The sequence below is a fragment of the Deinococcus humi genome (assembly GCF_014201875.1).
GTDB classification, from domain to species: domain Bacteria; phylum Deinococcota; class Deinococci; order Deinococcales; family Deinococcaceae; genus Deinococcus; species Deinococcus humi.
On sequence record NZ_JACHFL010000004.1, the window covers coordinates 284401 to 305127 of the forward strand.

20 protein-coding genes are annotated in these 20727 nt (G+C 64.1%); 10 read left to right on the top strand and 10 right to left on the bottom strand.

Annotation, left to right across the window (positions count from 1 at the left end; genetic code table 11):
- Nucleotides 1-28: 28 nt before the first annotated feature.
- From HNQ08_RS10285 to HNQ08_RS10300, 4 genes are all read right to left on the bottom strand, one after another.
- Nucleotides 29-1774 carry a glycoside hydrolase family 15 protein gene (locus HNQ08_RS10285; RefSeq protein WP_184131064.1) on the bottom strand — a complete coding sequence of 582 codons (1746 nt, stop codon included), beginning with the start codon at nt 1772-1774 and terminating at the stop codon, nt 29-31.
- 84 nt (nt 1775-1858) lie between these two features.
- A complete protein-coding gene (locus HNQ08_RS10290) occupies nt 1859-1999 on the bottom strand; it encodes a hypothetical protein (protein ID WP_184131067.1) in 141 nt (46 codons plus the stop codon).
- 28 nt (nt 2000-2027) lie between these two features.
- A complete protein-coding gene (locus HNQ08_RS10295) occupies nt 2028-2204 on the bottom strand; it encodes a hypothetical protein (RefSeq protein ID WP_184131070.1) in 177 nt (58 codons plus the stop codon).
- Between the two features lie 47 nt (nt 2205-2251).
- Entirely contained in the window at nt 2252-3292 is a 1041-nt protein-coding gene (locus HNQ08_RS10300; RefSeq protein ID WP_229789809.1) for a substrate-binding domain-containing protein, read from the bottom strand.
- A gap of 288 nt (nt 3293-3580) precedes the next feature.
- On the opposite strand from HNQ08_RS10300, the gene HNQ08_RS10305 reads away from it, so the two are divergent.
- The 10 genes from HNQ08_RS10305 (at nt 3581) to HNQ08_RS10350 (ending at nt 14604) form a co-directional block, all read left to right on the top strand.
- Complete coding sequence (locus tag HNQ08_RS10305) at nt 3581-4912, top strand: ABC transporter substrate-binding protein (protein ID WP_184131077.1); 1332 nt, start codon at nt 3581-3583, stop codon at nt 4910-4912.
- 150 nt (nt 4913-5062) lie between these two features.
- The gene (locus HNQ08_RS10310) at nt 5063-5992 is read left to right on the top strand and encodes a carbohydrate ABC transporter permease (RefSeq protein WP_184131080.1); all 930 of its coding nucleotides are present in this window, start codon (nt 5063-5065) and stop codon (nt 5990-5992) included.
- Between the two features lies 1 nt (nt 5993).
- Nucleotides 5994-6851: a carbohydrate ABC transporter permease gene (locus HNQ08_RS10315; RefSeq protein ID WP_184131083.1), complete on the top strand. Its 858-nt coding sequence runs from the start codon at nt 5994-5996 to the stop codon at nt 6849-6851.
- 75 nt (nt 6852-6926) lie between these two features.
- Complete coding sequence (locus HNQ08_RS10320) at nt 6927-7601, top strand: nucleoside/nucleotide kinase family protein (protein WP_184131086.1); 675 nt, start codon at nt 6927-6929, stop codon at nt 7599-7601.
- Nucleotides 7602-7648: 47 nt separating this feature from the next.
- Nucleotides 7649-9166, top strand: a complete 1518-nt coding sequence (locus HNQ08_RS10325) for a mannitol dehydrogenase family protein (protein ID WP_184131089.1) — start codon at nt 7649-7651, stop codon at nt 9164-9166.
- 114 nt (nt 9167-9280) lie between these two features.
- The gene (locus HNQ08_RS10330; protein WP_184131092.1) at nt 9281-10378 is read left to right on the top strand and encodes an NAD(P)-dependent alcohol dehydrogenase; all 1098 of its coding nucleotides are present in this window, start codon (nt 9281-9283) and stop codon (nt 10376-10378) included.
- A 136-nt stretch (nt 10379-10514) separates the two neighbouring features.
- A complete protein-coding gene (locus tag HNQ08_RS10335) occupies nt 10515-11384 on the top strand; it encodes an SDR family oxidoreductase (RefSeq protein WP_184131095.1) in 870 nt (289 codons plus the stop codon).
- Between the two features lie 10 nt (nt 11385-11394).
- Nucleotides 11395-12732 (top strand): family 1 glycosylhydrolase, encoded by a 1338-nt coding sequence (locus tag HNQ08_RS10340; protein ID WP_184131098.1) that lies wholly within the window; start codon nt 11395-11397, stop codon nt 12730-12732.
- 220 nt (nt 12733-12952) lie between these two features.
- Nucleotides 12953-13729, top strand: a complete 777-nt coding sequence (locus HNQ08_RS10345) for a ParA family protein (RefSeq protein WP_184131101.1) — start codon at nt 12953-12955, stop codon at nt 13727-13729.
- Nucleotides 13726-14604, top strand: coding sequence for a ParB/RepB/Spo0J family partition protein (locus HNQ08_RS10350; RefSeq protein ID WP_184131104.1), 879 nt, complete (start codon nt 13726-13728; stop codon nt 14602-14604). Before HNQ08_RS10345 ends, HNQ08_RS10350 begins: the two co-directional genes overlap by 4 nt.
- 26 nt (nt 14605-14630) lie before the next feature.
- On the opposite strand, the gene HNQ08_RS10355 is transcribed toward HNQ08_RS10350, so the two are convergent.
- The 6 genes from HNQ08_RS10355 to hpaB all read right to left on the bottom strand — a co-directional run bounded on the left by HNQ08_RS10355 (nt 14631) and on the right by hpaB (nt 20725).
- Nucleotides 14631-15326 (bottom strand): HAD family hydrolase, encoded by a 696-nt coding sequence (locus tag HNQ08_RS10355; protein WP_184131107.1) that lies wholly within the window; start codon nt 15324-15326, stop codon nt 14631-14633.
- 70 nt (nt 15327-15396) lie between these two features.
- Entirely contained in the window at nt 15397-16161 is a 765-nt protein-coding gene (gene hpaI / locus HNQ08_RS10360; RefSeq protein ID WP_184131110.1) for a 4-hydroxy-2-oxoheptanedioate aldolase, read from the bottom strand.
- Nucleotides 16154-17002, bottom strand: a complete 849-nt coding sequence (gene hpaH / locus HNQ08_RS10365) for a 2-oxo-hept-4-ene-1,7-dioate hydratase (RefSeq protein ID WP_184131113.1) — start codon at nt 17000-17002, stop codon at nt 16154-16156. Before hpaH ends, hpaI begins: the two co-directional genes overlap by 8 nt.
- A complete protein-coding gene (locus HNQ08_RS10370; RefSeq protein WP_184131117.1) occupies nt 16999-18090 on the bottom strand; it encodes a sulfite oxidase in 1092 nt (363 codons plus the stop codon). Before HNQ08_RS10370 ends, hpaH begins: the two co-directional genes overlap by 4 nt.
- Before the next feature lie 171 nt (nt 18091-18261).
- Nucleotides 18262-19239, bottom strand: coding sequence for a 3,4-dihydroxyphenylacetate 2,3-dioxygenase (gene hpaD, locus HNQ08_RS10375; RefSeq protein ID WP_184131120.1), 978 nt, complete (start codon nt 19237-19239; stop codon nt 18262-18264).
- Nucleotides 19232-20725, bottom strand: a complete 1494-nt coding sequence (gene hpaB, locus HNQ08_RS10380; protein WP_184131123.1) for a 4-hydroxyphenylacetate 3-monooxygenase, oxygenase component — start codon at nt 20723-20725, stop codon at nt 19232-19234. The genes hpaD and hpaB overlap by 8 nt, the downstream gene beginning before the upstream one ends.
- Nucleotides 20726-20727: the final 2 nt, after the last annotated feature.

Genomic DNA, 20727 nt, shown 5'->3' on the forward strand with positions numbered 1-20727 from the left:
CTCCCTGGCGGCTTTCCAGTCCTGGCGTTCAGGTCGGGTGCTGCGCTCGTTCGGCCTCGGCCAGGTCCACCACCACACCGACCAGTGCGGCATGGACAAAGGTCTGCGGCACGTTGCCCAGCGCCTCATGCGTCCGGGGATCGGCCATCTCCGGCAACTGGCCCAGGTCACCCGCGTAGGCCAGGACCGCGTCCAGAATGGCGCGCGCCCGCGCCGGATCGCGCATTACCCAGTACTGTGCCACCCACAGCGTCCCGGCCAGAAACGCTCCCTCCTGACACGGGTCGTTGTCGGCCAGGAAACGCCAGTACAGGTGATCCTGGCAATGATCGCGTTCCAGCGCGGCCATCGTAGCTAGCATCTCGGGCGAGTCGGGGGCACAAAAACCCCACACCGGGTACAGGGCCGCCGTCAGGTCTACCCCCTCCTCTCCAGCCACGTAGGCGTACGCGCCCTCGCTGTTCAGGGCATGCGCCCCCACCCACTTGCGCGCGGCCCCCGCCGCAGCCCTCCAGCGCGCGGCCTGCTGGGGCTCCTCACTGTGTTCAGCGATGTACTCCAGCGCCACGGCGGTTAGCACCTTGCCCGCCACATACGGCTGTTTGCGGCGTTCCTCCCAGATGCCGTAGTCGTCGTCCTGCCAGTGCTCGCACAGGAACTCGGCCAGTCGCTCGATGATCCCCCAATGCTCGCGGGTGCCGAAGCGCTCGTAGATCAGTTTGGCGGCCAGCAGCACGTTGCCGTAGGCATCGAGTTGCAACTGCCCACGCGCTCCGTTGCCAATTCTGACCGGACGACTGCCCCCGTAGCCCGCGAGTTCCAGTTCGGTTTCCTCGGGTGGCCTGCCGCCGTCCACCGTCAGAAACGGGGGCGCGGGCAGGTCGCCTTGCGGCTTCGCCCAGGCGCAGATGAATTCCAGGAAGGCCCGACCCTCGCTGCCGTCGCCCCCGGCGCGGGTCAGGGCGCTGACCACCATGCCGGCGTCGCGCAGCCAGACGTAGCGGTAGTCCCAATTCTTTTCACCTCCCAGAACCTCAGGAAGGCTGGTCGTGGGAGCGGCGATGGTGGCGTGGCCCACGTGATCCGTCAGCAGCCGCAGCGCCCGCAGTGAGGCCCGCACCGCCTCCTCGTATGGCCCGTGGTAGGTGGCGTGGACGGTCAGCGTCTGCCAGTTGAGCAAAGACGCCTCACGCCAGCGCGTCACGGTTTCCCAGTCGAGCTGTTCGAGGCGCTCGTCACTCAGAAAAGCCCAGGCGGCCTCGCCGACAGGCACCTGAATCACCACTGAATCGCCCACAACCTCCGGAGGATGGGACGCGTACAGCCAGTGCTGGCCGTCGATCTGCATCCCCGCGCCGTCATGGCTCAGCGTGACGGCGCGGCGGGCATAGTCGGGCGCGGCCTTCAGGACCAGCCGGTAGGCCTGCGGGGCCAGCGAAAAGACGCGGCACAGGCCACAAGGCAAGCCCTCTCCGAACGGCATGAAATCGGTGATGGTCAGGGCCTCGCCGTTCTCCCCGGTCTGTAGCATGGATTCCAGATGCCCACCGTCGCCTAGGTAGCGGCGTCCGGCCGGGGCCGCCCCCGGCAGGTCCACGGCCCAGGAGCCTCCCCGCTCGTCATCCAGTAGCCGGGCCAGCAACGAAGGTGCGTCAAACCGCCCCGGGCAGTACCACACCACCTCGGCCAGGGACGTGACCAGTGCGGCGCTGCGTCGGTTGCTCAGCAGTCCCAGGTCCTGGATCCGGGGCGGGGGGCCTTGGGTCGGGGTCATCTGCTCCTCTGCACCGCGCCACTTTACGGCTGAATGGTGAGCAGGAACGTCTGAAGGAGGCCAGTCTGCCCTGCCGGGTCTGCGTTACTGCGGTCTGCTGCGGCGGGTGTTGTAGTTCTGGCTGACAGCGCGTTTGCGGGCCAGTGGCTCGTCCAGGCTGAAGGCGACGTCCAGCTGCTCCAGGACTGCGGCCTCGCCGATCAGGCCGGGTGTCTTCAGATCCATCAGTCGATTGCGCTCCTGGATCAACGCGTCAAGGACAGGTGAAGGACAGCAATCCCACGGTGGCGTCATGACGGCTCAGTCGAGCGTTGACCTCGGCTTCAGGGCGGGTGGCGCGGTCCAGCGTAAGCAGGCGGTGCAGCCAGGCATTGGCCTTGTTCATAAAGTCGTCAATGCCGCCTGTCCAGTCGGGCGCGAGGTCCAGCATGTCAGCAAAGTCGCAGGACAACTCGTCCGTTGACAGCGTCTGTGATCCTACCGCCCGGAAACCATTTCGTGTTGCCGGGGGGGCGCGCAACTGCCGCGCACGATCAGCCGTCCGGGCAGGACCGCATGCTGCGCCGTCTTCTGTGGTGGCAGTCCACCTTCCAGCGCGCGCAACACCGCGTTAGCCGCCAGTTCGGCCATCTGCTCTACCGGCTGCTCGATCACCGTGATGGGCGGCTCGACCAGCGCGGTCCACGGATAGTTGTCGAAAGTCAGCAGAGAGAGGTCAGCGGGCAGGCTCAGACCCCGTTCCCGGATGGCCCGGAAAGCGCCGATGGCCTGGGTGCCGGTCAGGGCGATCAGGGCGCTGGGTGGATTGGGCAGGCCCAGCAACTCGTGAGTCAGGTGGTAGGCGGTGTCTTCTGTAAGTAGGGTCATGCGCTGGTATTCGGGCGGCACCTCCAGGCCGCGTTCACGCATGGCTTTAGGAAACGTCCGGGAACGGCCTTCCGGGTGCACCAGCGGATCGTAGGCCCCCAGGGCGGCGATCCGGGTGTGGCCCAGACCGTGCAGATGGGCCACGGCCTCACGCATCGCTTGGGCATTGTCGAGCATCACGCTGGGGAAGGCCGAACCGTCCGGAACATAGTCGTATTCCAGAATGAACAGGCCGCGTCCACGCAGGCGTTCCAGATATTCCCGGCTGTCCTCACCATAGCCGGGCCGCAGCATGATGGCGGCCACGCGCTGGCCATACAGGCGGCGCAGTTCGGGCAGTTCCAGACGGGCACTGTACTCGTTCTCGCTGATGATCAGGGTGTAGTCGGCGGCCTTGAGGTGCCGGGCAGCGGCGCGGGCGAACTGCCCGAAGAAAGGTTCGACGATACTCGCCACCACCAGCCCCACCGTGCGGCTCTGGCCGCCGCGCAGGCTGCCCGCACGCACGTCGGGTTCGTAATGCAGTTGCTCAATGGCCGCCTGGACCCGTAAGAGCGTCTCCGGCGTGAGCTTGTCCGGGTCGCGCAGGGCCCGTTTGGCTGTGGTGGGCGAGACTCCCGCCAGCCGCGCGACATCCTGAATCGTTGACACGAGGCCATTGTAGAGGTTCATGGCCCATAGGTGCCCCAGCGAATGGTATTTGTCGTGTGGTGGTAAATCGCAGTGGTCCCGTGGCCATTTCTAGGAAACGCTGTTGTGAGTCCAAAAAATTGAATTTGACGAATGAAAAAATCTATGATTCAATTATGGCCACGAGACCATTCATCAACTGATCGGGAAGTGTCCCGGTCGAACTGAGCGCGTCAGGCCCGCATGACCGGATTTGCCGCTCCTTGTCCTCGCCGCTCCGGAGTGCGCGGCGTTGCTGGAGGTTGACCCATGAAACGACTGTTGTTCTTGACTCTTGCCCTGACCGCCACCGCTGCGCAGGCGGCCACCACCATCACCATCGCCACCGTGAACAACCCGGACATGGTGACCATGCAGAAACTGTCGCCGGAGTTCACCAAGAAGTATCCGGACATCAATGTGAAGTGGGTGGTGCTGCCCGAGAACGAGTTGCGTCAGAAGGTCACCCTGGACGTCGCCAGCAATGCGGGCAGCTTCGACGTCGCCACGGTGGGAGCCTACGAAGTGCCGATCTGGGCCAAGAACGGCTGGCTCGATCCGTTGACGCCGATGTTTGCCAAGAACGCCGAGATTGCCAAGAGCTACAATCTCAACGACATTATTCCTGGTGTCCGCAAGGCGCTAACCGTGAACGGCAATCTGTACGCCGTGCCCTTCTACGCCGAGAGCAGCATGACCTTTTACAACAAGGATCTGTTCAAGGCCGCCGGCATCTCCATGCCGCAAAACCCCACCTGGAGTCAGATCCAGGGCTTCGCGGCCAAGATCCACAACCCTGGCAAAGGGGTGTACGGCATCTGCATGCGCGGGCTGCCCGGCTGGGGGGAGAACATGGCTGTTTTCAGCACCGTGATGAACACCTTCGGCGGGCGCTGGTACGACCAGGACTGGAAGGCGCAACTCGATTCGCCTGCCTGGAAGAACGCCATGACCTTTTACGTGGATACCCTGAAGAAGTACGGCCCTCCCGGCGCGACGGGGAACGGCTTTACCGAGAACCTCACCCTGATGAGCCAGGGCAAGTGTGGTATGTGGGTGGACGCCACCGTGGCTGCGGGCTTCCTGAGCGATCCGAGCAGTTCCAAGATCACCAAATCCGTTGGCTTTGCCAACGCGCCCACTGGCCCCGGCACTCCCAAGGGCAACCACTGGTACTGGAGCTGGAACCTGGCGATTCCCAAGAGCACCAAGAAGGAGGATGCGGCCTTCAAGTTCATCACTTGGGCCACCAGCCAGGATTACATTGCGCTGGTCGCCAAGGAGAAGGGCACCTGGGCCTCGGTCCCCCCCGGCACCCGCACCAGCACCTACAACAACCCCAACTACAAGAAGGCCGCCGGGGCCTTCAGCGGGCTGGTGCAGAGCGCTATTAACAGCGCCGATGTGAACAACGCCACTAAGGACCCTGTGCCCTACTCGGGCATTCAATACGTTGCAATTCCTCAGTTCCAGGCGCTGGGCACGCAGGTCGGCCAGTTCCTGGCCGGGGCCATCAGTGGGCAGACCACCGTGGATCAGGCGCTCAAGCAGGCCCAGGACGCGGCCCAGAAGGCCGCCAAGGAAGGCGGTTACCAGAAATAGAATCCGGCCCGCGCTTGACCGTCAAAAGAGGGGGGGCTGGGCAATATTGCCCGTCTCCCTCTCAGCTTTGACCGAGAGGACTGCGCTAAGGGGCAAGGCCCACTCGCCTGTCGAGCGCTGAGACTGCCATCACCGCGATAAGGGGACCCCATGACCACCGCCGTCCGTCCAACCACCACCACGGCCAGCCCACCGGCTCCCAAACGCGGCCTGCGTCTGACCCCGGCAGCGCTGATCTGGCCTGCCATGCTGTATCTAATTCTGACCACCCAGGTCCCGTTTTTCATGACGGTGTACTACTCGTTCTTCAACTACAACTTGGTAATCCCCGACAACCGGCCCTTTATCGGTTTTGGCAATTACGCCACCCTGCTCACCAACCCGCAGAATCTGCAGGTCGTCCTGAATACGGTCATCCTGGCGGGGGGCACCCTGATCCTGACACTGTTTATAGGCGGCGCGATGGCCATGCTGCTCAACCGCAACTTTCCAGGGCGCGGGCTGCTGCGTACGCTCATGATCAGCTCGTTTCTGGTCATGCCCATCGTCACGGCGGTGGTCTGGAAGAACATGCTCCTGAACCCGGTGTTCGGCTTCTTCTCGTGGCTGGTGGCCTCGCTGGGCGGGCAGCCGGTGGACTGGCTGGCGCAGTACCCGATGGCCAGCGTGATCGCGATGATCACCTGGGAATGGACGCCTTTTGCCATGCTGATCCTGCTGACCGGTCTGCAAAGCCTGCCCGACGATCAGCTCGAGGCTGCCCGGTTGGACGGGGCCAGCCCGATGCAGGAGTTCCGGCACATCGTGATGCCGCACTGGACCCAGGCCATTCAGGTGGTGGTGCTGATGGAAACCATCGCGCTCCTGCAGGTCTACGGCGAGATTTACGGCTCGACTTCCGGGGGGCCGGGACTGGCCACCACCAACCTGCCGTATTTCATCTACCAGAAGGCTTTCGCCGAGTACAACATCGGTCTGGCCAGTGCGGCCGGCGTGATCACGGTGATCCTGACCAACATCCTGGCGGTCTATCTGCTGCGGATGATCAACCGCACCAACCAGAGCAACAAGGGGGGCTGACATGACGACGATACCCAGCACTTCAGCGCCGGTCCGGCGGGACAAGAGCCGCATCAGGGTGCGGAACACTGTGCTGACCATCCTCACCTACCTGATCGCCATCGCCTTCCTGTTCCCGCTGGTGTGGATGTTTCTGGCCGCCTTCAAGACCGAAGCCGAGGCCTTTGCCAGTCCACCCGTCTTTGCCTTCACGCCCATTCTGGAAAACTTCAAGAACGCGTTGCCCAGCTATTTTCCGGCGCTAAAGAACAGTCTGGTGGCCGCCGTCGGCAGCACGCTGCTGGCCTTCGCCCTGGGGCTGCCCGCCGCCTTTGCGCTGGCGGTCTACCCCACCCGCCGCGCGCAGGGCACGCTGACGTGGATGCTGTCTACCAAGATGATGCCGGCTGTGGGCGTGATCGTGCCGCTGTTTTTGTTGTTTCGTAATCTGCACTTGCTGGACACCCTACCGGGCCTCATCCTGATGTACACGACCATGAATCTGCCGCTGGTGGTCTGGATGATGCACAGCTACATGACCGAGATCCCCTTTGCCATCTACGAGGCCGCCAAGGTAGACGGCGCGTCGGTGGCGCAGGAATTTTTCGGCATCGCGCTGCCCCTGTCCACACCAGGCATGGCTGCTACCGCGCTGCTGGCGGTGATCTTCGCATGGAACGAGGTGTTTTTCGCCGTCAACCTGACCAGTTCGGACGCCGCGCCGCTGAGCGTGTTCATCAGTTCGTTCAAGACCAGCATGGGCCTGTTCTGGGCACAGATGAGCGCCGCCGCCGCGCTGACCGTGCTTCCGGTGCTGATCTTCGGCTGGGTGGCCCAGCGCCAGCTGGTGCGCGGCCTGAGCTTCGGGGCCGTCAAATAGCCCAGACGGCCAGGGGCTGCACTCGCCCCTCGTTCGCTCCCGCTCCCCTATCCTCACCCAGCATGGAGACACCACATGGTCGCCCCACCGTCTGACGGACAATTCAGCCAAAGTCAGCCGCCAGCGGTTCATGCCACCCTGGACGAACTGGTGGCACGGGCGCGGGCGATGATGACCGTCGGCGAGCGGCGCATCCTGGGGATTGTCGGTGCGCCGGGGGCAGGCAAGTCCACCCTCTGCACGGCGCTCCTTGAAGCCCTGGGCGGTGACGCGGCGCTGGTGGCCATGGACGGCTTTCACCTGGCGAACACGGAACTCGAGCGGCTGGGCCGACGCGGGCGCAAGGGCGCACCGGACACCTTCGATGCGGACGGCTACGCCGCTTTGCTGGCAAGGCTGCGCGTGGAAACGCACCGGACGATCTATGCCCCCACCTTTGACCGGCAGCTTGAGGAGTCCATCGGCAGCGCCGTTGCCGTGCCCGCAGGCACGCCTCTGGTTCTGACCGAGGGCAATTACCTGTTGCTGCCGGACGGAAGCTGGGGTCAGGTGAGATCGCAGCTGGACGCCGTGTGGTTTCTGGACGTTCCTGAAGACTCGCGTCTCTCGCGTCTGGTGGCACGACACGTCGCTTTCGGCAAAGCGCCCGCCGACGCCCAACGTTGGGTGGACGCGGTGGACGGACCAAACGCCGCCACCATCAAGCTCACCCGCGCCCGCGCCGATCTGATCGTGCAAATCGTCGAGTAACATCTCCTTTCCCTCCCGGTCTCGACCCTTTTTCTGGAGCGTTCTTCATGACCAAGCTCAAACTCTCGGCGCTGGGTCAACTCGGCCCCGATGTGGCCATTCCCCATTACGATCCCCGCACCCTGACCACCGGCATCGTCCATTTTGGCGTGGGCGGCTTTCACCGCTCGCATCAGGCCATGTACCTCGATCGCGTGCTCAACGCCGGGGGGAGTACAAACTGGGGCATCTGCGGCGTGGGTGTGCTGCCCGGCGACGCGAGGATGCGGGATGTGCTGAAGGATCAGGACGGTCTTTATACCCTGGTCACCAAGGCTCCATCGGGTGAGACCGAAACACGGGTTATTGGCGCCATCCACGAGTTTCTCTTCGCGCCCGACGATCCCGAAAAGGTAATCGAGACCCTGGCCGCTCCTGCCACCCGTATCGTCTCGTTGACCGTCACTGAAGGTGGCTACAGCCTCAACAACGCGACAGGCGAGTTCGATCCCACGGGCGCTGACATCGCCCATGACCTGCAACCCGGTGCGGTGCCCAGATCCGTCTTCGGGCTGATTACCGAGGGCCTGCGCCGCCGCCGCGAGCGTGGTATCCCACCCTTCACGGTGATGTCCTGCGACAACATCCAGGGCAACGGCCACGTGACTCAGGCGGTGCTGTCGGCCTTCGCCCGCCTGAAAGACGCGCAACTGGGTGCGTGGATCGCCCGGGAAGTCGCCTTTCCCAACTCGATGGTGGACCGGATCACGCCCATGACCACCGACGGGGATCGCGAAGCCCTGCTCGCGCAGTCGGGGATTGAAGACGCCTGGCCGGTCATTGGTGAGAGTTTCACGCAGTGGGTGCTCGAGGACCATTTCACGCTGGGCCGGCCCCCTCTGGAAACCGTAGGTGTGCAGGTGGTGGCCGATGTGGAGCCGTACGAACTGATGAAACTGCGCCTGCTGAACGCCGCGCATCAGGCGATGGGCTACCTCGGCCTGCTCGCCGGGTACACCTATGTCCACCAGGTCTGCCGCATGCCTGTCTTCGTGGATTTCCTGCTGGGTTACATGGCCCGCGAGGGCGCGCCAACGCTGAAGCCCGTTCCTGGCATGGATCTGGACGCCTACCAGCACGAACTGATCGAGCGCTTTGCCAGCCCCGCCATCCAGGACACCCTGGCCCGGCTGATCTTCGACGGTTCCGAGCGCATTCCTAAATTCCTGCTGCCGGTGGTGCGTGAGCAACTCGCGCGGGAGGGCGAGATCAGCCACGCCGCGCTGGTGGTGGCATCCTGGGCAGCCTATCTGGAAGCGGTGCAGGGCGGCGAGACGGTTCCCCCCTTGCAGGATCAACGCGCCGCGCAGTTGCTGAGAGCAGTTCGGTGCGAAGCGGCCCAGCCGGGCGCGTTCCTGGACTTAAAGGAACTGTTCGGCGACCTTGGCGAGAATGCCCGTTTCAGGGCCGCGTACCTGGCCGCCCGCGAGAGCCTGCGTCGGCACGGGGCCGTCGGCGCAATCGAAGTGCTGGAGGCAGCCCGCCAGGCTGCTCCGGCACAGTCGCTTATCGGACACCAGTCCTAAATTCCTGCCTGAGATCCAGCCTCCTTGAGTGGAGAGCCGCGAACAGCACTGTGTGACCTGCCCGCTGATCGGGTACCTTCTCCTCCCCCATTCCTTTCCCACTGAGGCCTTTCCATGACTTCCATTGAGCATCCTGCAACCACTATTGAAGCGCGGTCCTCCCGCACCAGCGTGCTGACCGGCACTCGCGAACTCGGCTGGGAAACGCGCGAGGTGCCCGCCCCTGGTCCGCACGAGGTGCGGGTGCGGGTGCGGCGCATCGGCGTGTGCGGCAGCGACGTGCATTACTACACGCACGGGCGCATCGGTTCTTTCGTGGTGGAGGCGCCGCTGGTGCTGGGCCACGAGGTCATGGGTGTGGTCGAGGCGCTGGGCGAGAACGTGACCCGTCTGAGCGTGGGAGACCGGGTGGCGCTGGAGCCGGGCTATCCCTGCCGCCGCTGCACGTACTGCAAGCGCGGGGAGTACAACCTGTGCCCGGAGATGACCTTTATGGCGACGCCCCCGGTGGACGGCGCGCTGGCCGAGTACGTGATCTGGCCCGACGACTTCGCCTTTCCCCTGCCCGACAGCATCAGTGACGATGCCGGCGCGCTGCTGGAGCCGCTCGCCGTGGGCGTGTGGGCGGCGCGTAAGGGGGCGGTGACGCCAGGGGACAGCGTGGCGGTCTTCGGCGCTGGCCCCATCGGCTGCACCACCATCCAGGCCGCGAAGGCGGCGGGGGCCACCACCATCATTGCGGTCGATCTGGAGGACTTCCGGCTGGACCTGGCCCGCAAGGTGGGGGCCACTCACAGCCTCAATGCCAGACATCAGGACGTCCTGGCCGTGATCCGCGAACTGACGCGCCGTGACCTCCCCCCGTCCCACGCCGGGGTGGACGTGGCTTTCGAGACGGCGGGTAGCCTGCCCACCACCCGGATGACGCTGGCCGCGCCGCGCCCCGGCGGGCGGGCGGTGCTGGTCGGTCTGCCACCAGACCCCGAGGTCAGCCTGGACATCGTGTCGGCGGCCAGCCGCGAGGTCACCCTGCGCGGCGTGTTCCGCTACGCCAACTGCTATCCGGCAGCGATCGACCTGGTCGCCAGCGGAGCGGTTGATCTGGACCTTCTGATTACGCACCGATACGCCTTTGACCAGACGCCAGAGGCCTTTGCGTTTGCGGATCTCGAGAAGAAGACCAGCATGAAGGTGATGATCGAGGTGGGCTGAGGGGCAGTGCTTGCGGGAAGGGCAGCCGGTTCATCGCCTTCCCTTCAGCATTCCTTGAAGTAGGTCCGGCACGTAGCACAGCAGACACAAGTGGCCCGCGTTGTGTCACAGCATGGACCCCACTCAAGGAGGCCCCATGCCCGACCGACCAACGTCAGAGGATTTCAAGAACGCACAGAGCCTGCCCTATCCAGCCAGGCAGTCTGAAATGGATATCCAGCCGCAGACGGACCTGAAAGAGTATCGGGCCGCCGACAAGCTCAGGGGCAAGGTCGCCCTGGTCACCGGCGCAGACTCGGGAATCGGGCGCGCCGTCGCGCTGGCATTTGCCCTGGAAGGTGCCCAGGTGGCCATTCTCTATAACGAGAATGACGGTGACGCGCAGGTGACGAAGCAACTGGTGGAGGAGCGCGGCGGACATTGTCTGGTGATCAAGGCCGATGTACGCGATAAGGCTGCCTGCACCGACGCTGTGAAGCAGACTGTCGACGCCTACGGCGGTCTGAACGTGCTGGTCAACAACGCTGCGTTTCAGGCGACTCAGGACAGCATTCTGGATATCAGCGAGGAGCAGCTGCGGCGCACGCTGGAAACCAATCTCTTCGGCTACGTTTTCATGATTCAGGCGGCTCTTCCGCACCTGCACGAGGGCGACGCCATTATTAACACTGGCTCGATAGTCGGCGAGACGGGCAATCCCATGCTGGTGGATTACACCGCCTCCAAAGGGGGCATCCACGCGCTGACCAAATCGCTGGCGCTGCAATTCGGGAAACTGGGCAATGGCGTGCGCATCAACGCCGTGCTGCCGGGTCCGGTCTGGACCCCCAATATCCCCGGCACCATGCCGCTTGACGAGGTGCAGAAGTTCGGCCACGAGGTGGCATTGGGTCGCCCCGGTCAGCCTGAGGAACTGGCCCCCGCGTACGTTTACCTGGCCTGCCAGGACAGCTCCTTCGTGACGGGTACATTGCTTCAGGTGACTGGCGGCAAGCTCTCCTCATGACGATGCGACCATGAGCAAGGGCTTCCTGGACATCATCAAGAGAGAACTGGGTGACGGCGATTACAGCGGCGACGAGTTCGGCGGCGCGAATGGCAGCAGCGTTTCGGGTCTACCCACTGGCCGCGCCAGCAACTTCATGTTTGCCACCGGCATCGAATGCTCGTATCCCACCATCGAGCACGGTAGGCTACGGCGCGATCAGCTCGAAGAATGCCGCCATTATCAATGCTGGCAGGAAGATCTGCATCTGGTGAAGGATCTGGGGCTCAAGTACCTGCGTTACGGCCTGCCCTATTACCGCATTCATCAGGGACCGGGCCAGTACGACTGGGAGTTCGCCGATAGGGTCATGGCCGAATTGCAGCGACTGGAGCTCACGCCGATCCTTGATCTGATGCACTTTGGGGTGCCTGACTGGCTGGGCAACTACCAGAACCCGGAACTGCCGATCCACTTTGCCGACTATGCCGGGGCGGTGGCGAGGCGTTACCCCTGGGTGCGGCACTACACCCCCGTCAATGAGATCTACGTGACGGCCAAGGCCAGCGCGAAGGACGGGCTATGGAACGAGCAGCTCAAGTCCGAACGCGGTTTCGTGACCGCCCTCAAGCATGGGGTGGCCGCCAATATCCTGGCCTGCCAGTCGATTGCCCGTGTGCGTTCTGACGCCATCATCGTGCAGGCCGAGAGTGCCGAGTTCCTGCACGACGCCAGTGCCGAACCCCGCCGTGAAATCTCGATGCAGAACCGGCTGCGCTTTCTTTCACTGGACCTGACCTACGCCGTGCCTCCCGATTCGGACGTCTGCCTGTACCTGATAGATAACGGCCTGTCCCGTGAGGAATACGACTGGTTCATGGCTGGAGAGCCGCCGGGCCACCAGATCATGGGCAGCGACTATTACGGCCACAACGAGAAGATCATCAAGCCTGACGGCGAAACGGTGATCGCCGAGGATGTCTTCGGCTGGTATCAGATCGTCAAGGGCTACTATCAGCGTTACCAGAAGCCGGTGTTTCACAGTGAAACCAACGTTTCCGATCTCGAGCAGGCTCCCATCTGGCTGTGGAAGCAGTGGTTGAACGTCCTGCGTCTGCGTCAGGAGGGCACGCCAGTGGTGGGTTTCACTTGGTACAGCCTGACGGATCAAATTGACTGGGACGTTGAACTGGCCGAAAAGAGGGGAAGGGTCAACACCAATGGTCTGTACACCCTCGACCGCAAGCCGAATCCGGTGGCCCACGCCTACCGCGAACTGCTGGAGAATTTCGGGCAGGTGACGGTTTCGCCGCACAGCGAGCTGTTCGAAATTACGGATCAGGCAGCCCGCCTGAAAGTGGAGGTTTAGCCGAATTTTCTAGACAGGGGTTAATCAAGAGGGTGTGTCGGCCCGTGGGTTCTGCGCCCGTCACGCTGTTGCTCCCAAGGTCATTGGATTCTCCCCTGTTCCATCATATTCAGATCGCCTATCAACAGGAGGAACGATAGATCGTCAGTGGTTACTCGTCACATGACGAGTGGGGCAATCGTATCGCGCTCGCGCCCATGGACGCGATAGATTGGGCCATATGCGGACACTGACACTCTTCAATCACGCTGGAGGGGTCATGAAGTCCAGCCTGACCCGCGACGTGGGTTACACCTTGGCACAGGCCGGGCAACGTGTTCTTCTGGTGGATCTTGATCCGCAGGCCAACCTGACCGACTGGCTGGGGGTGAGCGGCGTGCAACGAGAACAGACGGTCTATGACACCGCCTCGCGCGGCGATCCGCTGCCCCCACCGGCCGAGGTCCATGGCCTGAGCCTGATTCCCAGCGATGTTTCGCTGGCGCTGGCCGAGGGGCAGATGATGGGGGTGGTGGGCGCACACCTGCATCTGCGGCAGGCGCTGGCGGCGCTGACTGACCGCTATGACGTCGTCCTGATCGACAGCCCACCCAGCCTGGGTCAGCTCTCGATCCTGGGGGCGCTGGCCGCCGATCACCTGATCGTGCCGGTGCCGACGCGTCAGAAGGGCATGAATGCCCTGGCAGGGCTGTCCGAGGCGATGGCCACCTACCGCAAGTTACGGCCGGATCTGACCGTGGCCCTGTACGTGCCCACCCTGTACGACGCTCGGCGTTCGCATGATCGTGAGGCGTACGCGGCCCTCCAAGAGCTGCTCTCCCCCATTGCCAGCCCAATTGCGGACCGGGGAGCGGTGTGGAATGACAGCTCCAGTGCCGGGCAGCCGGTGGGGCTGTATGCGCCGGGCTCGCCGGTTCACCGCGACGTGTTGAGGGTCACGGCTGAGATCGCGAGGGCCGTGGGCCTTCCAGTCGAGATTCCTGGAGTCGAGGCATGACTCGCAAGGGCCGTCCAGCCATCGGTTCCCGTCTAAGTGGTCTGGTGGAGGGCGTGGACTCACTCACCCAGCCGGCCAGCACCACGCTGCGGCTCTCTCAATTGCAACCCGGACAGTTCCAGCCCCGCACCCATTTTTCGCAGGACGCTCTGGATGAGCTGAGCCGCAGCGTGAAGGAACAGGGCGTCCTGCAACCTCTGCTGGTCAGGCCGCTGGGCGGAGGAACCTTCGAGATCGTGGCCGGCGAGCGGCGCTGGCGGGCCGCCGGGCAGGCGGGTCTGGACGAGGTCCCGGTGCTGATCCGCACCCTCAGTGATACGGAAGCACGTATGGCCGCCGCCGTGGAGAACCTGCAACGCGAGGATCTGAACGTCATTGAGGAAGTGCGAGCCCGCCTGCAGGTTGCGGCGGCCATCTTGGACGTGCCGGAGAACGAGGCTGTGGCACGCATGTTTGCTCTGGATCGTCACCCCGACGCTGGCCCCGAACAGGTCGAGCGGCTGGACAGCGCTTTTGGCGCACTGGGCGGAGAGACGTGGCACAGCTTTATTCGCAACCGCGCCGCCGTGCTGAACCTACCCGGGGACGTTCAGGACGCCGTGCGAGAAGGACTGGACTACCGCAAGGCCCTGATCATCGGGCGGGTGGGGGAGGCCAGCGAGCGCGCCAACCTGATGACCCAGGCGCGGGAGGGGGCCACCGTGCAAACCCTGCGGGAACTCGTCAGCCCGAAGAAGCCGGCGGAGGCCGAGGGTTGGAAGGGACTGGCGCGCAAACTGTCCGATGCCCGGACACTGGAGCGCCTGGACGAACGCAAGCGCACGCGAGTGGAAAAACTGCTGCGTCAGTTGCAGGCCATTTTAGAAGAGGAGTAGCTTTGCTCGTCATATGACGAGCAAAGCTACTCCAGATCTTCTGCCAGCTGGGCAGCGCTAAGCCACTGGCTCTCCCCCGGGATTAGGGCGTAATCGCACAGGGCCAGATAAGCGGCGTCTCCCTCCTGTGCGCTGACGCCCATAGTGAGGGTGACCTCGGAGGAGAGGTGGCCCAGCACATAATTTACGGCGCTTTCGGGGGTCAGTTCGCGGGGTAGGAGTGTCAGGCTTTCACCCTGTCTCAAAACACGCAGATCTGCGTGGAAGGGGCCGCCATCCAGCCATTCGCGCAACTCACGCTCGGCCTGGAAAAGGGCCAGTTCCAGCCCATGCGGGTGTGTCAGGCTCACGAACAGGGGCAGACTGGAGTGCTCGTGCAACGTGATCCCCAGCTCCAGCTGGCCCAGTTGACTGATGTGTGTGGCAGCCTGGTGGGCCAGCTGTAAACCCTCCGCACGCAGGCGCTGGGTCTCCAGCGTCAGGCGTCTCCAGGAAGCGTCCTCCAACCCGTCAGGACCGATGACCACTGCGCCGTGCCGAAGAATTTGCCACGAGGTAAAGGCCGCCGGCACTGATAGCAGTTCGGCCTCGTCCATGCCGGTCACCGGAATCAGTTCGGCCTGCTGCAGCAACATGGAGAGCCCCACCGCAGTGCGTTCCCGCTCGGCGGTGGGGTCAGGCGTGTGTATGGTGGATTCTGGATTGACGAAAGCGACGATCATGGGCGCAGGGTAGAGGAGATGAGCCAGACAAACCGTGCGAGAGTTCTGCTCGTCACATGACGAGCGAGTGTTAGTCCGTCTTGAAGCGTGTTGCCAGGGCGGTGGTGGCTCTGGCCAGGAGGGTTACATCAGTGCCCACGGCCACAAAGGTGTACCCCCACTCCAGATACGTGCGCGCTTGGGCCTCGTCGGTGGAAAGGATGCCCGCCGCCTTGCCTGCGGCACGGATTCGCGTCACCGCGCTCTGAATGGCGTTCTGAACATCCGCGTGGCCCGGATTCCCCAACCGGCCGAACGAGGCTGCCAGATCCGCTGGGCCGATGAACAGGCCATCCACACCATCTACCGCCGCAATCGCGTCCAGCTCGTCCAACCCAGTCACCGACTCGATTTGCAAAATCAGACAGACGCCAGCGTCGGCATGGTTCAGATAGGCGGCGTCCCGTCCGAAGCGACTGGCCCGCGCGAGCGCCGCGCCCACGCCCCGCACGCCGTGCGGCGGGTATCGGGTGGCTGCCACCAGGTCAAGGGCTTGTGCCGCCGTCTCTACCATCGGAATAATGAAGTTACGGGCGCCGATGTCCAGCAGTTGCTTGATGCCCACCGGATCACCCACCGGCGGGCGGACCAGTGGGGCCACCGGATATCCAGCCAGGGCTTGCAGACTCGCCAGCGTACTGCGGAGGTCATTGGGCGCGTGTTCTCCGTCGATCAGCAGCCAGTCGAACCCTGCTCCGGCGCAGATTTCTGCGCTGTAGGGGTCAGCCAGCGCCAGCCACAGGCCATGCATCGTTTCGCCGCGTGCCAGAGCGTCTTTGAAGGTGTTTTCAGCCATGATCCGCTCCCCGCGCCTGTCCGGCAAACCGGCAAGAAAAAGTGCCCAGAGGCCCGTAATCGAAAGTAAATACGTCGCCGGACGCGATGTCGACCGGCCGGGTGAACGAGCCCGCCAGCACCAGCTCTCCGGCTTTCAGATGCTCGCCGTGCGGGGCGAGGCGATTGGCCAGCCAGGCAATGCCCTGCGCCGGGTGTCCCAGCACGCCCGCTGCCACCCCGGTCTCCTCGATCACACCGTTGCGGATACACAGCGCCGCCGCCCAGCGCAGGTCGATGGCATCAGGTCTGACGGCGTTTCCACCCACGATAATCCCGGCATTGGCGGCGTTGTCGCTGATGGTGTCAAAGACCCGGCGGGGTTTGCCCGTCGCAGCGCTGACCCTCTGAATCCGCGCGTCAATAATCTCGGCGGCGGGCGTCACGTATTCGGTGGCGCGCAGAACGTCGAATAGGGTGATGTTCGGTCCATACAGGTCCGCCTTCAGAAGAAAAGCCAGTTCCACCTCGACCTTGGGGGCGACGAAGGCAGACAGCGAAATGTCGCCGTTCGGCTCGTAAAACATGCTGTCTAGCAGCGTGCCGTAATCGGGCTCCGTGATCTGCGAGGCCAGTTGCATGGCCCGCGAAGTCAGGCCAATCTTGTGGCCGCGAACCTGTGCGCCCGCCTCCAGTTTGAGCCCCACCCACGCCCGTTGCACCGCGTAGGCATCGGCAAAGGTCATCCCAGGATAGCGTTCGGAAAGGGGTGCGATTTGGATCCCAGTGGCCTCGGCTCCCTCCAGTTCAGCAGCCAGACCGGCCAGATCGGCCTCGGGGATCACGCGCTCCGGTGCCGTCATGCTTCCTGACCTCGCAGATGCACAGTGATGGGCAGCGGGAAATTGATCATGTAGCCGCCACGTCCAACGTCGTGGCCACTTTCCTGTGTGCGGCCCGCTGAATCGGTGGCGCGGGCCATCAGGGTGACGGTGCCGGGCTGCTGGGGGGTCTGCCACTCGAAACGCCAGCGCCGCCAGACCCCGGTCTGCGGGGGGTCCACCAGCTCAGCCTCGGCCCACGTCTGGCCACTGTCGCTGCTGACCTCCACGCGTGTCACGTCACCCTGACCTGTCCATGCGGTCCCCACGACCTCGAAGACGCTGGCCGCAGGCACGCAATCATGCGGGGCGGGGCGGGCGATCTGGGCCTTGACCAGCATAGTCGTCAACGGCACCATTTGCGGCGAGAGACCGTCTCTCGACTGCCAGAACGAGTAGTCCACCGTCTGGAAGAAGCCCTGATACGGCGTGTCGGTGACGTGCAGGGTGGTCAGCCATTTGACGGCGGCCATGCCGAACCAGCCCGGCACCACGGCCCGCAGGGGAAAGCCGTGATCTCGCGTCAGCGGCTGACCGTTCATGGCATAGGCCAGCAGCACGTCGTCCTGGGCCTTTGCGAGCGGCAGGCTGCGGGCGTAATGAATGTTGCCCGGGGTGCGCCCCGGATCGGTCAACGTGCCGCAGTCGGCGCCTTCCAGCACCACTTCCAGCGCTCCAGCCTGGACGCCCGCCTGTCCCAGCACGTCGCGGAGCAGCACGCCCATCCATTCGGCCGTTCCCACCGCACCCAGATCCCACTGCACGCCTGGCATCCGTGGCGACAGGTACACCCGGCCATTGCCAGCGCATTCCATGGTGGCCGCCACAGTATGCGCTGGCATGGCTCTCAGGTCTGAGAGTGAGAGCTCGAGTGGCGTGTCTACCTGGCCCCCAAGCCGAAGACGCCAGCTTTCGGCGTTCAGCTCCGGCGCGGGGAAGTGACTCCGAACATACACGCTCTCGCCCGGCGTGATCCGTCCGTCCAGGCTGGAGAACGGCGACTCAAGATTGGGGGGCGATGCCTGCCGCACGATCAGGGCAGCAGGGCGAGGGGTTGACGACGTGGTCATGGAGCCTCCTGTAGGGGGTGGGTATGACTGACTCTGCCCATCATAGGACGTCAACTGAATCGTTTCATATGCATGATGACAGGCCGGAGGGGCAGAGCTTCTCCGACCTAGCGAGGGTTCACAGTCATTGATCCCAGATGGCGGTGGGAGGCGACACCCCAAGGCGCCCGTTCAGATCACATGCACCGGAATCCCGGTCAACTCACCGGCCACCGGTTGAACAGTGCCGCCGTCAAAGGCTTCCATCTCGGACGCCTCCTCGAACCAGCTGCGCGGGGTTCTGGCGCCCCATAGCGTCTGACGGCGTGGATCGTCGCGCAGCCAGCGGATCGGCTCGAAATCCGGGTCTACCGTAATGTAGTCGGAGGTGTACAGCTCGATACGGTGCCCGTCCGGATCACGGATGTACAGGAAGAAAGCATTGGACACGCCGTGTCGCCCTGGTCCACGCTCAATGCGTTCGGGCTGACGTGCCCCGGCCAGGATGTCGCAGGTGCGCAGAATAGACATGGCGTCGGGCATCCAGTACGCCCAGTGGTGCAAGCGTGGGCCGGGGCCGTTGGTCAGCGCCAGATCGTGCACGCCGCCACGCCGCTGAATCCAGGCCGCCCAGTAGCGCTCCTGCTCGTCCACGGTGTATTCGGACAGGCGGAAGCCCAGGGTGTCCATGTACCAGCGCATGGTCGTTTCCACGTCCGGCACCATGACGTTGACGTGATCGACGCGCTGCAGCCCCGGCCCCCGGTGCAGGTGAAAGTCCTGGAGCAGCCACGGATGCTTCTGACTGACGTGATAGAAGACCACCGGCACGCCGAAGGGATCTTGCATCCGCAGCAGGCGTGGGCGGTCCAGTTCTTCCTCCCAGCGGTAGGGGAGACCCTCGCGCTCGGCCAGGGTGACCAGCGCGTCCAGATCAGCCTCGCCATTCACGCGGTAGGCCAGATGCCGCACAGTGGAGGTGCCCTTTTCCTCCAGCTTCAGGGTCCACTCGCGGTCCTCCACACCGCGCAGGTACAGCGCGCCCGGTTCCTCGTGGAGGATGTTCATGCCCAGCAGGTCCACGTAGAATTCGCGGCTGGCCTCCAGATTCCGCACCGTGAAGACGGCGTGCGCGATGCGGATGATATTGGGCCGACTGGCTTCAGTCATCCGCCGCCACCGCCTCGTGCCGGTTCTCGCGTTCCAGGAAGGCATGGATGCGCTCCACGTAGGGCTGCTTGTCGAACACCTCGTACAGCGCCGAGTGCATCCTCACGGGATCGCCGAAGAAGTAGCGCTCGTACAGGGTCTGCCGCCCCGCGAAGCTGCTCATGGACATGTCCCAGGCGAGGCGGAACAGCTTGAGGCGCTCTTCGGCAGTGGCCCGGCCCGCCTGTAGGTATTTGGCGATCTGTTCACCCAACGGACCCTCGCGGTCCGCTTTGCTGGGCATCATGATGATGCCCGACGCGCCCAGCAGTTGCAGCAGTTCCGGCAGGCGGGCGTGGTTGGCCGGGTAATAGTTGCGGGCGGCGTCCAGCGGGCCGCGCGCCGGGGTCATCACGCCGTACTGGTTTGGCTGGGCACCCTCGCGGGCTGCCGCCTCCAGCCCTTTCATGATCTCCAGCATCACGATGATCTCGGCCACCTTGCTCTGCACATGCTGGAACTGGCCGCTGCCGATGGCGTCCACGATGCTCTGCGCGGTGCCCAGGAAGGCTTCCGTCTTGGCGATCTTGAGATTGACCACCTGGTAGGCCATGTGCAGCACGGCGTCGGTTCCGGAATAGGCCTTGTTCGCCAGCTCCACGTCGTACAGCAGGAACACGCGCTCCCAGGGAATGAGCACATCGTCGAAGATCACGAAGGCGTCCTGTTCATCAAAACGGCTGGCGAGCGGGTGGTCTTCAGGATCGCGGCCCACGTCGATGGGTTCGCGGCACTGGAAGCTCAGGCCCGGCGTGTTGGTGGGAATCCCGAAGCCCATCGCGTAGCGGCTCTTGTCGGCGTTTTCCTTCAGCACGGTGGACGGAAACACCAGAATCTCGTCGGCGATGGGGAGGGTCGCCATCATCCGTGCGCCGCGTACGATCACGCCCTCCTCGGTTTCCTCCACCACACCCAGAGCGATATACGGATCGGGCATCTCGGAGGCCTGCTTGGCGCGGTTGACCTGCGGGTTGGTCAGGGCGTGGGTCAGGCACAGGTCGTTGTCGCGCACGTGCTCGTAATAGCGGCGCATGTTGGCGGCAAAGTCGCGGTTCCCACTGCCAGGGCGGCTGGCGTCGCACTGGCCGAAGTACTCTGCGCCCAGCCCCGCGGCCATCACGTTGGCGTTCATGTAGTCCGGCGCGCGGCCCAGGAAGCCCAGCGAGTAGTTTGCCCGGATGCGGTGCGCCTCGCCGATGCGCCGCAGGTCATCCTTGCTGCGCGGCACCATGAAGCTGATGGCGTGGCGTTCGCCGCCGTCCTCGTAGGTCAGGGCGTCTTTCAGCTCGGGCTGGTGCTGCAGGTCATACAGCCCCGCCAGGGACTGGCACATGTTGCGGGTGGAGGGATGGGTGGTGGGATCGCTGATGCGCTCGCCGTCGATGTAAAGGGTAGGCGGGTTCTTCCGAAGGCGGTCCAGGAATTGCTGTCCGGTGATGGCGGCCATGT